Origin of the sequence: Xanthobacter sp. SG618 (assembly GCF_012932745.1) — a bacterium.
Taxonomy (GTDB): Bacteria; Pseudomonadota; Alphaproteobacteria; order Rhizobiales; family Xanthobacteraceae; genus Xanthobacter; species Xanthobacter flavus.
In genome coordinates this window covers 513,437-527,322 of record NZ_JABBHL010000003.1, presented here as the reverse complement: position 1 = coordinate 527,322, position 13,886 = coordinate 513,437, and the positions used below count along the sequence as shown (strand labels likewise).

Annotated in this window: 15 protein-coding genes and 1 tRNA gene; 8 read left to right on the top strand and 8 right to left on the bottom strand. The window is 66.8% G+C overall.

The window, feature by feature from the left end; all coding sequences use genetic code 11:
- Positions 1–20: 20 nt before the first annotated feature.
- Both FHT36_RS11820 and FHT36_RS11815 read left to right on the top strand, forming a co-directional pair.
- Positions 21–1,199 carry an alpha-hydroxy acid oxidase gene (locus FHT36_RS11820; protein ID WP_169122686.1) on the top strand — a complete coding sequence of 393 codons (1,179 nt, stop codon included), beginning with the start codon at positions 21–23 and terminating at the stop codon, positions 1,197–1,199.
- Positions 1,200–1,219: 20 nt separating this feature from the next.
- Positions 1,220–1,690, top strand: a complete 471-nt coding sequence (locus tag FHT36_RS11815; protein WP_169122685.1) for a RidA family protein — start codon at positions 1,220–1,222, stop codon at positions 1,688–1,690.
- A gap of 813 nt (positions 1,691–2,503) precedes the next feature.
- Here the strand turns inward: FHT36_RS11815 and FHT36_RS11810 are convergent.
- Both FHT36_RS11810 and FHT36_RS11805 read right to left on the bottom strand, forming a co-directional pair.
- Positions 2,504–2,578, bottom strand: a tRNA-Gly gene (locus FHT36_RS11810).
- A 159-nt stretch (positions 2,579–2,737) separates the two neighbouring features.
- Complete coding sequence (locus tag FHT36_RS11805; RefSeq protein WP_169122684.1) at positions 2,738–3,211, bottom strand: cupin domain-containing protein; 474 nt, start codon at positions 3,209–3,211, stop codon at positions 2,738–2,740.
- Between the two features lie 125 nt (positions 3,212–3,336).
- Between FHT36_RS11805 and ettA the strand changes: the two genes are divergently transcribed.
- The gene (gene ettA, locus FHT36_RS11800; protein WP_169122683.1) at positions 3,337–4,992 is read left to right on the top strand and encodes an energy-dependent translational throttle protein EttA; all 1,656 of its coding nucleotides are present in this window, start codon (positions 3,337–3,339) and stop codon (positions 4,990–4,992) included.
- 36 nt (positions 4,993–5,028) lie between these two features.
- Here the strand turns inward: ettA and FHT36_RS11795 are convergent, their stop codons facing one another.
- Positions 5,029–5,619 (bottom strand): Swt1 family HEPN domain-containing protein, encoded by a 591-nt coding sequence (locus FHT36_RS11795; protein WP_169122682.1) that lies wholly within the window; start codon positions 5,617–5,619, stop codon positions 5,029–5,031.
- Entirely contained in the window at positions 5,612–6,220 is a 609-nt protein-coding gene (locus FHT36_RS11790; RefSeq protein ID WP_169122681.1) for a DUF5343 domain-containing protein, read from the bottom strand. Before FHT36_RS11790 ends, FHT36_RS11795 begins: the two co-directional genes overlap by 8 nt.
- A 414-nt stretch (positions 6,221–6,634) precedes the next feature.
- Here FHT36_RS11790 and FHT36_RS11785 point away from each other — a divergent pair, with 414 nt between their 5' ends.
- The 3 genes from FHT36_RS11785 (at position 6,635) to FHT36_RS11775 (ending at position 9,518) form a co-directional block, all read left to right on the top strand.
- Entirely contained in the window at positions 6,635–7,282 is a 648-nt protein-coding gene (locus FHT36_RS11785) for a DUF938 domain-containing protein (RefSeq protein ID WP_348644436.1), read from the top strand.
- A 127-nt stretch (positions 7,283–7,409) separates the two neighbouring features.
- The gene (locus tag FHT36_RS11780; protein ID WP_169122679.1) at positions 7,410–8,483 is read left to right on the top strand and encodes a flagellar motor protein MotA; all 1,074 of its coding nucleotides are present in this window, start codon (positions 7,410–7,412) and stop codon (positions 8,481–8,483) included.
- A 15-nt stretch (positions 8,484–8,498) separates the two neighbouring features.
- Positions 8,499–9,518 (top strand): peptidoglycan -binding protein, encoded by a 1,020-nt coding sequence (locus tag FHT36_RS11775; protein WP_169122678.1) that lies wholly within the window; start codon positions 8,499–8,501, stop codon positions 9,516–9,518.
- A 52-nt stretch (positions 9,519–9,570) separates the two neighbouring features.
- Here FHT36_RS11775 and FHT36_RS11770 read toward each other — a convergent pair whose 3' ends face one another.
- From FHT36_RS11770 to FHT36_RS24860, 3 genes are read right to left on the bottom strand one after another with little or no spacing between them, the layout of a single operon-like run.
- Positions 9,571–9,912: a DUF1491 family protein gene (locus FHT36_RS11770; protein WP_169122677.1), complete on the bottom strand. Its 342-nt coding sequence runs from the start codon at positions 9,910–9,912 to the stop codon at positions 9,571–9,573.
- A 14-nt stretch (positions 9,913–9,926) separates the two neighbouring features.
- Entirely contained in the window at positions 9,927–10,613 is a 687-nt protein-coding gene (locus tag FHT36_RS11765; RefSeq protein ID WP_169122676.1) for a peptidoglycan-binding protein, read from the bottom strand.
- Entirely contained in the window at positions 10,610–12,085 is a 1,476-nt protein-coding gene (locus FHT36_RS24860; RefSeq protein WP_169122675.1) for a HAMP domain-containing sensor histidine kinase, read from the bottom strand. Before FHT36_RS24860 ends, FHT36_RS11765 begins: the two co-directional genes overlap by 4 nt.
- Before the next feature lie 253 nt (positions 12,086–12,338).
- On the opposite strand from FHT36_RS24860, the gene FHT36_RS11755 reads away from it, so the two are divergent.
- Together FHT36_RS11755 and FHT36_RS11750 are read left to right on the top strand one after the other, a co-directional pair.
- Positions 12,339–12,836: a DUF5330 domain-containing protein gene (locus tag FHT36_RS11755; RefSeq protein WP_169122674.1), complete on the top strand. Its 498-nt coding sequence runs from the start codon at positions 12,339–12,341 to the stop codon at positions 12,834–12,836.
- 163 nt (positions 12,837–12,999) lie between these two features.
- Positions 13,000–13,422, top strand: a complete 423-nt coding sequence (locus tag FHT36_RS11750; protein ID WP_169122673.1) for a SufE family protein — start codon at positions 13,000–13,002, stop codon at positions 13,420–13,422.
- Between the two features lie 15 nt (positions 13,423–13,437).
- Here the strand turns inward: FHT36_RS11750 and FHT36_RS11745 are convergent, their stop codons facing one another.
- Positions 13,438–13,878: a DUF3775 domain-containing protein gene (locus FHT36_RS11745; RefSeq protein ID WP_169122672.1), complete on the bottom strand. Its 441-nt coding sequence runs from the start codon at positions 13,876–13,878 to the stop codon at positions 13,438–13,440.
- Between the last annotated feature and the right edge of the window lie 8 nt (positions 13,879–13,886).

The window sequence follows — 13,886 nt, the reverse complement described above, 5'->3', positions numbered from 1 at the left end:
ACCGAGCGCGAGTTGCCCTGATGGTCCCGACCGGACGCAGACGCCTGTCCTCCCTCCTCACCATCGACGACATGCGCGCGGCCGCACGTCGAACGCTGCCGCGCATGCTGTTCGATTTCGTCGACGGTGGATCCGGGGACGAGTCGACGCTCAGGCGGAACACCGGCGGCTTCGCCCACTATGCCCTCATGGCGCAGGCGCTCACCGGCGGCGAAACCCGGGACCAGGGCCGCACGCTGTTCGGCCGGCGCATCTCGACACCTGTCCTGATTGCGCCGACGGGCTCTTCGGGCCTGCTCTGGCCACGGGGGGAGGCGGAAGTCGCCCGCGCCGCCGCGGCCGAAGGCACCATCATGGAAGTGAGCGCCGGCGCGACGCTCGCCATTGAGGAGGTCGCCGCAGCGGCGGAGGGCGCCCGCTGGCTCCAGCTCTTCATCTATCGCGACCGCGGCATCACGCGGGACTTTGCGGCGCGGGCCAGGGCCGCAGGCTACGAGGCGCTCGTCCTGACCGTGGACTGCCCCGTACTCGGCCGGCGCCAGCGCGATATCCGCAACGGCTTCACCATCGATCCGCGCCTCTCGTTCGGCACGCTCGCCGATGCGGCCCGTCACGCGGGGTGGTGGATGCGCATGGCGCGCACGCCGCGCGTCACCTTCCGCAATTTCGAGCCCTATGGCGGCGGCGGGGTGGTCGACATGGCGCGCTACATCTCGACGCTGATCGACCCCGCCGTGTCCTGGAAGGACGTGGAATGGCTGCGCGGCATCTGGGACGGCCCGCTGATCATCAAGGGCATCCTGCGGGCCGAGGATGCGCGCCATGCCGTGTCTCTCGGCTGCGACGGGGTGCAGGTCTCCAACCACGGCGGCCGCCAGTTCGATGGGACCCTGGGCGCAATCGAGGCCCTCGGAGAGGTCGTCGATGCGGTCGCAGGCGAAGTCCCCGTGCTTCTCGACGGCGGGGTGCGCCGCGGCTCTGACGTCCTCAAGGCCATCGCACTCGGCGCTTGTGCGGTGCTCATCGGTCGGAGCCACCTGTGGGGCCTCGCCATCGCGGGAGAAGCCGGCGTCCGGCACGCCCTCGCTTTGCTGAAGGCGGAGATAGACCTCGCCATGGCCATTGGCGGCTGGAAATCCCTCGACGAAATCAACCGCGACAGCATCCGCCGGGTGGTGCCGTTGCCGGACGCACTTTGACGACAGGAGGTCCGAAACCCATGGGCAAGATCGCAGAGCGCCTCGCGCAACTCGGCATCGTGCTTCCCGATCCCGCCATCCCCTCGGCCAATTACGTGCCGACCCGGCGCGTCGGAACGTGCCTTTACGTGGCCGGTCAGGTGCCTACCCGCGACGGACAGGACCAGTTCACCGGCAAGCTCGGTGACACCGTGTCCCTCGCCGAGGGGCAGGCCGCCGCGCGGTTGTGCGCCATCAACCTTCTCGCGCAGCTGTCGAAGGCGCTGGATGGCGATCTCGACCGGGTGGCCGGCGTCGTGCGCCTTGGCGGCTTCGTGAACGCGGTGCCGGAGTTCGGCGATCACCCCAAGGTCATCAACGGCGCCTCGGACCTCATGGTCGAGGTGTTCGGCGATGCCGGGCGGCATGTGCGCATCGCGGTCGGCAGTTCCTCCTTGCCGCGCAACGTGCCCGTCGAGGTGGAAGGGCTGTTCGAGATCCACACCATGTAGGCGCGCGCCAGCAGCTTTCGCAAAGACGTTCGCCGAAGCCGTATCGGGCAAGTGGCCCAGTCTCGACGAACCGGCAGCAGTCCTCATGGGAGCAGACCCATGTCAAAGGACAATTTGAGCGCCTCACCTCAGGCCGCGAATGCCCGCCCTGTGTTGACCGGATTCCAGCTCTTTCCTTAGTTGCTGCAGCACACGGGATGCGGCGGCTGTCCTCCAAGCTCACCAATCCTGCCGCATGGAAAGGGCGAAGCCGGCGCGCCGGATCTCCGCTCCCTCCCGGCCCGAGGAAGGCGTGAGCGATCTCGGCGGACATCGACCTGGCTCCTGCGCGAGCGGGGGTCCATCCCCCGCTGACAGGCGCCCGAAAGGGCCGGCCGGTGGCCGCAATCACCGCGTGAGGCGCGGACGGAGCGGCGGCACACGCAGCACTGAGGTACCTAGAGAGTGTGTGAGGTCGAGCGGAGCCTTTCCTTCCGCTGCTTCCTGAACGACCGGTAGATGACGTCATTGGTTGGCAGAGCCGCCGAGTTGACCGCCTGAGCTCGGATGGGACACAGATCCAGACGAATCGATGCCTGAGAGCGCCCGGCATCCTGGGACTGCAGGGCAGGTGGCGCAGAGGCCATTTTCCGGCGTCTTCGACCTAGCATTGCGCCTGGCGGAGGCAAAGGAAGGGCGCCGTCAGCGCGCCATGCTACCCGGCGACGTTCGTGCAGATGCTTCCGTTCTGCTTCCAACGCCCGCAGCGTGGAGCTTCGGAAGCACAACGCCCTACAGGGCGTTTGCCAGCCATCTGATTTTCTTGAGAGAAACTGGAGCGGGCGAAGGGATTCGAACCCTCGACCCCAACCTTGGCAAGGTTGTGCTCTACCCCTGAGCTACACCCGCATCCATTTGCCGGCGAGACAGTGTGTCGGCGGCAGGTGCGGTTCTATAGAAAATGCCGGCGGCGAATGCAACACCCTTTGCATTCTTTCTCCGCCGGCCTGTGGATGGCGCGACCGGGAAGCGGCCGCAAAGCCTGTTCGCGCAAGGCCTGCGGCCACCTCACTCCCGATGGATCGGGTCGATCCACTTGACGTGCTCGGGCTTCTCCACCGGCTCGATGTCGAGATTCACCACCACCGGGTCCTGGCCGGAGCGCACCAGCACGCATTCCAGCGTCTCGTCGGCGGAGGCGTTGATTTCCTGGTGGGGCACATAAGGCGGCACGAAGATGAAGTCGCCGGGACCGGCCTCGGCCACGAACTCCAGATTCTCGCCCCAGCGCATGCGGGCGCGGCCCTTGACCACGTAGATGACGCTTTCGAGATCGCCGTGGTGGTGGGCGCCGGTCTTGGCGTCCGGATGGATGTGGACGGTGCCGGCCCAGATCTTCTCCGCCCCGGCGCGGGCGCGGTTGATGGCGGTGGCGCGGTTCATGCCCGGGGTCTGGGCGGTATTGGGATCGAGGCGGTCGCCGGGGATCACCTGCACGCCGTCGGTGCGCCAGTCCTTGTGGTGGTGGTGGTCGGAACCCATCTTTTCCTCCAGAGCGCGCCGGCTCTATTCGTCTCGCGAAACATGCTGCGAACCTTGCCGCGCCTCGCCTGCGAGGCTAGAACGGCGCCAACTTTCCCGCACCCCTTTTCAGGAGACGGCGGCCCATGGCCCCCTATCAGTACGCCTACCACATGCACGGCATGACCAAGACCTATGCCGGCGGCAAGAAGGTGCTCGACAACGTGCACCTCTCTTTCTACCCGGACGCCAAGATCGGCGTGCTGGGCAACAACGGCGCGGGCAAGTCGACCCTGCTGCGCATCATGGCCGGCATCGACAAGGATTTCACCGGCGAGGCGCGCCCCGCCGAGGGCGTGCGCGTGGGCTACCTGCCGCAGGAGCCGGCGCTCGACCCCACCAAGAACGTCCGCGAGAACGTTGAGGACGGGGTGGCCAAGCAGAAGGCCATTCTGGAGCGCTACAACGAACTCGCCATGAACTATTCGGACGAGACCGCGGACGAGATGACCCGGCTCCAGGACGAGATCGAGGCGCAGGGCCTCTGGGATCTCGATTCCAAGGTGGAGCAGGCCATGAACGCGCTGGGCTGCCCGCCGGACGACTGGGAGGTGACGCGCCTGTCGGGCGGCGAGCGCCGCCGCGTCGCGCTCTGCCGCCTGCTGCTGGAGCAGCCGGAACTCCTGCTGCTGGACGAGCCCACCAACCATCTCGACGCCGAGACGGTGAACTGGCTGGAAGGGCACCTGCGCACCTATCCGGGCGCGATCCTGATCGTCACCCACGATCGCTACTTCCTCGACAACGTCACCGGCTGGATCCTGGAGCTGGATCGCGGTCGCGGCATTCCCTACGAGGGCAATTATTCCTCCTGGCTCGGGCAGAAGCAGAAGCGCCTCCAGCAGGAGGGTCGCGAGGACGAGGCCCGCCAGCGCGCGCTCTCCCGCGAGCAGGAGTGGATCGGCGCCTCTCCCAAGGCCCGCCAGGCGAAGAACAAGGCGCGTATCCAGCGCTACGAGGAGCTGCTGCAGCGCGCGTCCGAGCGCCAGCCCTCCGCCACCCAGATCGTCATCCCCGTGGCCGAGCGCCTGGGGCAGAACGTCATCGCCTTCGACCATCTCAGCAAGTCGTTCGGCGACAAGATGCTCATCGACGATCTCTCCTTCAAGCTGCCGCCGGGCGGCATCGTCGGCGTCATCGGGCCGAACGGCGCGGGCAAGACCACGCTGTTCCGCATGATCACCGGGCAGGAGAAGCCGGACGGCGGCTCCATCTCCATCGGTGACTCGGTCAAGCTCGGCTATGTGGACCAGAGCCGCGACGCGCTCGACGACAAGAAGACCGTGTGGGAGGAAGTCTCCGACGGCAACGAGGTGATCTACGTCGGCAAGAAGGAGATCCCCTCGCGCGCCTATTGCGCGGCCTTCAACTTCAAGGGCGGCGACCAGCAGAAGAAGGTGGGCATGCTCTCCGGCGGTGAGCGCAACCGCGTCCACCTCGCCAAGGTGCTCCAGCGCGGCGGCAACGTGCTGCTGCTCGACGAGCCCACCAACGACCTCGACGTGGACACCCTGCGTGCCCTGGAAGAGGCGCTGGAGGATTACGCCGGCTGCGCCGTCATCATCTCGCATGACCGCTTCTTCCTGGACCGCATCGCCACCCACATGCTCGCCTTCGAGGGCGACAGCCACGTGGAATGGTTCGAAGGCAACTTCGCGGACTACGAGGAAGACAAGAAGCGCCGCCTGGGCACGGATTCGGTGATCCCGAAGCGGATTCAGTACAAGAAGTTTTCGCGGTGAGGTGTGTGAGGGGAGGGGCGTGAGTCCCTCTCCGTTCTATATGCCAACAGTTTTATTCCAGTCTGATATATACATATAAAGCCTTTGGAATTCATTTGGGAGCAGCATCCGATTGTGCGCAACAAAATTTCTAGCTTTTTCTAGCTCGACCATTCGTTGATTTAGCCAGCTTTGGGTCGGAATTATCTCCTTAAAATTATCCCAATTTTGAATTATGATCTGGGATAAATCTCCAAAATCAACGTATTCTAAATTGTCATCTTTCGCTCCCTCAAGCCAGCTGTCATCAATCGCAGTTTTCCTTCGACTCTCCGCTTTCGCTCGGATTTTTGCGGGCATTGAATCCGTTTCCCACCAATTCGGGCCAACTTTCTCCTCAAGGGTGTCCTTGACGAAGCTCCGAATTTCGTTTTCAAAGGCATGCAATACCGCATACAGACGAGCCATTTCGAGGGCATCGTTGCGTCTTTTTATGCCAAATGGAGCCAGTGCCTCGTATAAGAGTGCCTCTTCTTGTTGGTATTGATCTGTTCCGATCTTGATGCCCGCTTTTCGAAATTGATCAGCCTCCGCGTCAAATAGTATTCCGCGGAAGATGAAATCTCGGAGCGTCGTTGAATCAGTCAAGGAGATGCTCCTTCAGTGCCTTAAAGATGGCATTGTAAACTTCAATATCTTTTGTAGCTGGAAGATGGATGGCAATATCGTATCGTAGACCGATAATGCGATTTGATCGATCGTGGGTCTCTTGCTGTATGGCGGAGGGGGGCGGACTGGCCGTTTTGATCTCAGGCTCATCGGGCTGAGAATCGGAGAAATCGGCGAGATCAACAAGAGCCAAAAATGTATTTGCAGACCTGTCCGCCTGTGTATCTGAAAAATTAAAAGTACTTTTGAATTTTCCAGATATTTTATCTTTCTCATTTTTGGTTGGATTTTTCGTTATGGTGAATATGTCGGAATATGCAGATCGAACTGCGTCGGCTAGAACTTTTTTAGATCTAGATGCATCTAAATAATCTCGGTACCTTTCGGTTGGCGTCCCGTCTGGAGTTAAAAATCCGAGATCCTTGAGAAGTGGTATCAAAACGCGAAAATTTGAGCTACCAAATCCAAGATCTTTTAAATACTGTTGTGTAAATTTTTCCGGCGCAATTCCGTCACGAATTGCCTTAAAGAATTTTGGCAACTGTCCATATACCTGTGTTGGACGATTTAGTAGCGCCATGGTTGGTCTCGATGCTGGATGTGATGCGGGCTTCGAAACGATCAGCAGATATTAGTCGATGCTCGCCTCTATCATTGTGGCCGTCCCTTTCAGGTTCAAGTTGCAACGTCCCAGCTTGCCACCTTCTCCCCCATCCGCAAGCCCCCGCGCCCAAACAACCCTCGCGCCCCGGCCGACTGCAACGCAGCGTCAGCGCAGGGAAAGGAGAGCCGGGGCCTAGCGCAACGGCTCGCCGCAGGCGCTTCTGAAACCAGCCGCCCTCGGGTTCTGCCCGCTGCGCGGGAGCCCTGCGCTGGACCCCGGATCGGCGCTCCACCTTCGGTGTCGCTTGTCCGGGGAACGGCGCCGCAATCCGGTTGAGCCGCCGGGCCGGGCGGGCCAAGATCGCGCGAACGATCCCTGCCGGAGATGTCCGTGACTGCCCCCGACCTCGACGCCCGCCGCTCGGCGCCTGCGACGCTCAAGAACCGCGGCCCCATCGGCGATCTGCTGCTGCCGCTGCTGCCCCGCTCCGGCACCGTGCTGGAGATCGCCAGCGGCACCGGCGAGCATGTGGTGCATTTCGCCCGCCGGGCGCCGCATCTGGTGTTCCAGCCGTCCGATCCCTCTCCCGCGGCCCGCGCCTCCATCGCCGCCTGGACTGCCGCCGAGGGTCTTGCCAACGTGCGCGACCCCCTCGCCCTAGACGCGGTGGGCGAGGACTGGCCGGTGGGCAAGGTGGACGCCATCGTCTGCATCAACATGATCCACATCAGCCCATGGGATGCGACGGTGGGCCTGATGCGCGGCACCGGCGCCCGCCTGCCGGCGGACGGCATCCTCTTCACCTACGGCGCCTATCTGCGCGACGAGGTGGAGACGGCGCCGAGCAACGTCGCCTTCGATGCGGACCTGAGGCGGCAGGACCCGCGCTTCGGCCTGAGGCACCTCGCCGAGGTGGCGGCGGAGGCGGCGAAGAACGGCCTTGTTCTCGCCCGGGTGGAGGAAATGCCGGCAAACAATCTGTCGCTGGTCTTCCGCAAGGTCGCGACTGTTTCGCCGCGCGGTGTCCCTGTGCCATAGTCGACGCCGGCGCTTGCCAGAGGCCGGGCCTGATTCTCCGGCCGACGCCCCCGTCCGGGGCCGCCCGCGCGGCGGCCTTCAAGGGGGCCCTTCAGCGTTCGAGGACAAAACTCGCTCGGGGAGAACCATGGCGCGCGTCGTCGATCCGTTCATCAAGCTTTCCTCGCCCCGCATCTTCCTGGTGCGGATGCTGGTGTTCCTGGCCCTGTGCGCGGCGCTGGCGGCGGTGCTGCACCGGCAGATCGTCGCCGCCTTCCTCAACAATCCGGGGCTCAACGGCGTCATCTTCGGCGTGCTCGCCGTGGGCATCATCCTCGCCATCCGGCAGGTGTCCCGCCTGTTCCCCGAGGTGGACTGGGTGAACTCCTTCCGCCTCGCCGACCCCGGCCTTGCAGTGTCGCGCCCGCCGACGCTGCTGGCGCCCATGGCCGCGCTTCTGGGCGAGCGGCTGGGGCGGATGACCATCTCGCAAGCCACCATGCGCTCCATCCTCGATTCCATCGGCACGCGCCTCGATGAGAGCCGGGACATGGGGCGCTACCTCACGGGCCTGCTCGTCTTCCTCGGCCTCCTCGGCACCTTCTGGGGCCTCTTGGAGACCGTCTCCTCCATCGGCTCGGTCATCGGCGCGCTGCAGGTGGGGCCGGATGTGGGCTCCATCTTCGAGGACATGAAGAGCGGCCTCGCCGCCCCCCTCGGCGGCATGGGCACCGCCTTCTCCTCCTCGCTGTTCGGCCTTTCCGGCTCGCTGGTGCTGGGCTTCCTCGACCTTCAGGCCGGGCAGGCGCAGAACCGCTTCTATACGGACCTCGAGGACTGGCTCTCCACCACCGTGCGCGATCTGGACGACGGCCCGCGCGACCGCGCGCTCGCCGCCGACCGGGAGGCCGCCCCCCGCGTGCCCGCCGCCCCCGCGCAGATCACCCCTGCCGCGCCGCTGGCGCTTCCGCCGCCGGTGCTGGACCTCGATCCGCTGGTCTCGGCCATGGGGCGGCTGGAGAAGACCATGACGGAGGCGGGCTCCCAGCGCGTCACCACGGCGCTGGCCCAGCTTGCCGAGAGCCTGCAGGGCCTCGTCACCCACATGCGCTCCGAGCAGGCGCTGCTGAAGCAGATGATCGAGCAGCAGCAGGCGCAGCAGGAGCAGATGCGGCGCCTGCTCTCACGGGTCGAGGACGACGCCGGTCCGCGGCGCAACTGAGCGGAGGCAGAACCCATGGCCCTCGGCCGGCGCGGGCGCGACCGCCACATCGACTACTGGCCCGGCTTCGTGGACGCCTTGTCCACGCTGCTCCTCGTCTTCACCTTCCTGTTGTCGGTGTTCATCCTCACCCAGTTCTTCCTGACGCAGGAGATGGCGGGCAAGGATGACGTGATGCAGCGCCTTCAGGCGCAGATCCGCCAGCTCACCGACCTTCTCTCCCTGGAGCGCGCGAACAGCCAGTCGTCCGAGAGCGAGCTGGCCTCGGTGCGCGCCTCCCTCGAAGCCAGCGAGGGCGAGCGCGACAAGCTGCGCGGGCAGGCCATCGCCGTGCCGGCCCCGTCCGACACCGGCCGCGCCAACGCCTTGTCCCGCGAACTCGATCTGCAGAAGGACGTGGCCGCCCGCGCCGCCGCGCAGATCGAGCTGCTCAACCAGCAGATCGCGGCCCTGCGCCGGCAGATGGCGGCGCTGGAAGAGGCGCTCAACATCTCCGAGAAGCGCGACGCCGAGAGCCAATCCAAGATCACCGACCTCGGGCGCCGGCTCAACGTGGCGCTGGCCCAGCGGGTGCAGGAGCTGACCCGCTTCCGCTCCGAATTCTTCGGCCGCCTGCGCGATATCCTCGGCAACCGGCCGGACATCCGCGTGGTGGGCGACCGCTTCGTGTTCCAATCGGAAGTTTTTTTCGACGCCGGCTCGGCGGTGATGAAGCCGGAGGCCATCGCCTCCCTCGACAAGCTGGCGGGCGCCATCTTGGATCTTGAGAAGTCCATCCCGCCGGACATCTCCTGGGCGCTGCGCATCGACGGCCACACCGACAACCGGCCCATCTCCACCGCGCAATTCCCCTCCAACTGGGAACTGTCGGCGGCGCGCGCCATCGCGGTGGTGCAGTATCTCATCGCCAAGGGGGTGAGCCCCAGTCACCTCATCGCCGCTGGCTTCGGTGAATACCAGCCCCTCGACACCGGCACCTCCGACGAGGCCCGCGCCCGCAACCGCCGTATCGAGCTGAAGCTGACGGAGAGGTAGTGGGCGAGGCCCCCCGCCGGTCGCTCGATGGGGGAGGGGAGGCGGGTCGGCGCTACTCGACCAGATCGAGAAAGTGCCGCCCCTGGCGGTCCTCGATCTCCAGCACGAAGATGTCCGGGTCGAACTTCAGCTCGCGGGCGATGCGGGCGTCGGCCTCGGCCTCCGGGCTGCCGGGGGCGACCAGCACCGAGAATTTGCGGTCCGCAGGGAAGGATTCGTCGAACGCGGATTGCGGCGCCGGGCCGTAGAGCGCGGCGGTGCCGTCGAGGCTGGCCACCTTCACGAAGATGGCGCCGGCCTCCTCCGCGCCCTTGCGCACCAGGGTCGCATAGCACCCCTCCACCTGGCAGCGGCGGATGAGGGCGGAGACGAAGATCGCGCTCTTGAGGCGCATTCAGGTCAAAGCCATCAGTTCAGCGCCATGCCGGAGACGGAGCCCAGCTCGCGCACCAGCTTGTCGGTGATCTCGCCGTCGGCGGTCAGGTTGCGGTCGCGCTGGAAGCGCACGATGGCGGCCCGCGTCTCGCCGCCGGGCCGGCCGTCCACCTTGAGGGGACCATAGCCGAGCTTGGACAGCGCTTTCTGCACCGAGAGGATGCGCGGCGAGGCGCCCACATCCACCGGCGGGCGCACGGCGCCGGTTATGTCCCCCGAGGAGACGAGCCCCGCAGGCGGGCGGCTGGGCGGCGGCTCTGCGCGGGCATCGGCGGTGCGCGCGCCGGTCGCCGGCACGAGGGGGGCCGCGGTGCCTGTCACCGACGTGCGGATGGAGAGATAGCCGAGCGAGCCGGTGGTGGCGCCGCCCGCCGGTGCCGACGTCGTCGCGGTGCCGGTGCCCGTTGAGGTGAGCGGGACGGTGGTGTGGTTGATCTTGCCGGCCCCGGCGGGGCGCGCCATGGGCAGCGGCGCACCGGGCGGCGAGGTCTGGAGAACGAGCACGTTGGCGAGGAAGGCGCCGCTGCCAGCCAGCGCCACCAGCGCTGCCATCACGTCCAGCCGACGCAGCCGGCGTGCCTGCCGCGCAGTCTCCTCCGCCTCGGCGGCCTCGGCGAGTTCCGGGGGCGCTGCGTTTGCGGTGGCCGTTTCCAGCTTCATGCCGTCCTCTTTGCCCGTGTGTCTTCGGTCCGCGCCGGAAACGGCGCAACGACCCCCTGTCCCTGTCCCTTGGCCTCGATCGCGGCCGCGACCGGCAGGCTCACGGACACGCTCGTGCCCCGACCGAGCGCGCTTTCCACCCGCACATCGCCGTCATGCAGCTTCACGAGGCCCTTCACCACGGCGATGCCGAGGCCCGAGCCCCGCGACTTCTGGATGCAGTCGCCCGCCTGGAAGAAGGGCTCGCCGAGGCGCGCCACGTCCTCCGGACGCATGCCGGGGCCGGTGTCGCGGACGCGGATGATGAGTTCGTCGCCCTGCATCCTCACGCCCACCTGCACCCGCCCGCCAGCGGGGGTGAACTTCACCGCATTGGAGAGCAGGTTGAGCACGATCTGGCGCAGCGCGCGCTTGTCCGCGTCGAGCACGGGCAGGCGCGCCGGCACCTTGGTCTTCACGCTCACGCCGGTGCGCTCGGCATCGAGGGCCACCATCTCGGCGCAGCCGGCGACGAGGGCGCCCACGTCCACGGCCTCGCGCTCCAGCACATAGGCGCCGGCCTCAACCCGCGACAGATCGAGGATATCGTTGACGAGGCCGAGCAGGTGCTGGCCGCTCTCGTGGATGATGCGGGCGTAATCGGCCTTGCGGGCATCGTCGAGGGGCGCGCCGGTCTGCGTGGCCAGCAATTCGGAGAAGCCGAGGATGGCGTTAAGCGGCGTGCGCAGCTCGTGGCTCATGGCGGCGAGGAAGCGGCTTTTGGCGGCGTTGGCGGCCTCCGCCTCGGCGCGGGCGCGGGCGGCCGCATCGGCCTTCTGGCGCTCGGCCTTCATCTGCTCGGTCTGCGCCTGCTGCCAGGGCGCCCGCCAGGACACGCGCACCATGCCGCCTCGCATGGCGCGGCAACGGGCCTCGGCGGTGAGGAAGGAGGGGGCGGCGTCGCCGGCGGCATCGCACCGCAGGCGCAGCTCCAGCGTGGCGGCGCGGCCGCGCGAGGCCGCTTCCACGGCGGAAAGAAAGGCGGGGCGGTCGGCCACCAGCACGCGCTCGAACAGGGCCATACCCTCCAGCGCCGATGCAGGGGAGGCGGCGAAGGGGCCGCCCTGGCGCTCCACCCGCACCACCTCGCCGCGCGGGCCGTGGCAGGTGACGAGCAGCATGTCGGAGGGCGGCGCGGCGCTCGCCTTGGTGGCGGCACGGGCCAGCCCGCCGGCGACCGCCGCAAGGGCCGCGCAGACGAAGCCGCTGGCGAGAAGTGTGGTGGCGTTGAGAAGGCCGCCGGTGGCGAGGCCGGAGAATTCCGCGAGCAGCACCAACCCGCCGGAGCCGAGCCCGAGCAGGCCGAGGCCGCTCAGCACCGCGCCGGTGAGGCGGCCGAGCCCGGCCAGGCGCGGCAACGCCTCCCGGTCGCCGCCGTCGCGGGCCGGGACGGGCCGCGCACCGGCCGCTGCATCGCCGAAGACGTGAGCCACGTCGCCCCCTGTCAAGTGCCGTTGTCCGGCCGGACGCCGCACATCTTCTGCGCGCCCCGCCATCACGTTTCGCAAAATCCTGCCACGGCGGGCTTTAAGCGAACGCTAAGCCGGCGCGGATCGAACGCTGTCAGCGTTAACGATGTCTTGAAAAGTCGGGGCACGGCCGGCCCGCGACGGCTCACGCGCGGACGCGTCGGTGGTAATGTCGAAGGGCGCGAATTCAGCTTCGCCGCCGTTTCAAGAGGGAGCGATGTTCTTCCTGTTCCGCCTCGCCTTCTGGGTCGGCCTCGTGCTGCTCCTCCTCCCCTTCGGCCTCAAGGGCAGCGACGGGCGAGACGTGAGCGTGTTCGACGCCTTCGGCGCCGCCCAGGCGCTTGTGGCGGACCTGCGCGGCTTCTGCGATCGCCAGCCCCAGGCCTGCGCGGTGGGCGGGCAGATGGCGGGACATCTCGTGGAGAAGGCCCAGATGGGCGCGCGCTGGGTCTATGACTCCATCGGCCATCGCGAAGGCGCGCCGCCCGCGCCCGTCCCCGGTGCCCAGCCCGGTGCCAAGGGCACGGCGGACAAGAGCGCGGCCGAAAAGGGCAGCGCGCTCGAACTCACGCCGCAGGATCTTATGCCCCTGTGGGGCGGGGGCGACGCGGCCAAGCTCGTGGTGCCGCAGGGCTTCCAGCCCGTCTCCGGGCAGCCGGCTCAGACCATGACGCCCACGCCCCTGCCGCCGCTGCCGCCCCGCCGCCCGGCCTGACGGGCAGTTGAATCTCACGCGGCCTTGCGCGGCGCCGATCCGGTACCATGTTCGGGATGTGGATTAGGCAGGCATTGCTTGCCGGCTGTGCTATGCTGCAGCGCAAGGACAGGCGGTCGTGCCCTTTTTCCCGGCCGTCATCTGGTGACGAGGAATTGGCCTCATGAATGCTGACGATCTGATTGCGGATTTCGAATTTTTGGACAATTGGGAAGACCGCTACCGGCACGTGATCGAGCTCGGCAAGAAGCTGCCGCCCTTTCCCGAGGCCGAGCGCAACGACATCAACAAGGTGCAGGGTTGCGCGAGCCAGGTATGGCTCATCTCCCACGTGAAGGAGACGCCCTCCGGTCCCCTCCTGGAGTTCGAGGGCGATTCCGATGCGCACATCGTGCGCGGCCTTGTGGCTGTGCTGCTCATGCTGGTCTCCGGGCGCACGCCCAAGGAGATCATGGAAACCGACATCCTCGGGGTGTTCCGCCAGATCGGCCTCGAAGGCCATCTGACGCCGCAGCGCTCCAATGGCCTGCGCTCCATGGTGGAGCGCATCCGCGGCCACGCCCGCAACGCCATGGCCGCCGCCTGAGGACAGCGGCCGGCCTCATAGCCGGCCGAGTTCGACGTCGGCGCAGGAATAGCCGAGGCGGGTGAGGCCCTCCTCCAGATAATCCCCCACCAGCGGCATCCCGAGCAGGTAGCGCGCGGTCGAGACCTCGCGGCTCGCCGCGGCCTCGGCGCGCAGGGCGCCCCATGTGGAGATGTCCTCGTCGCCGCGGCCGAGCCAGGCGAGGGTGACGAGATCGATCTGCTGGTCCTCGTTCAGCGCGGTGATGGCGCCGGCCAGTTCCTCGTCCACCGGATCGTCCGGGTGGTCCTCCAGCACCGCGCGCATCCCGTCGTCCGGGCCGTCGGACCCGGGATCGGGATCGGTCACCGCGTCTTTGGCATCGCGGGAGCGGGCCTTGACGATGATGTAGCAGATCGTCTCGGGCGAGATGCTGAGGGTGACGAGATCGTCGTCGGGTGTCGCGTCGGGCGCCATGAATATCC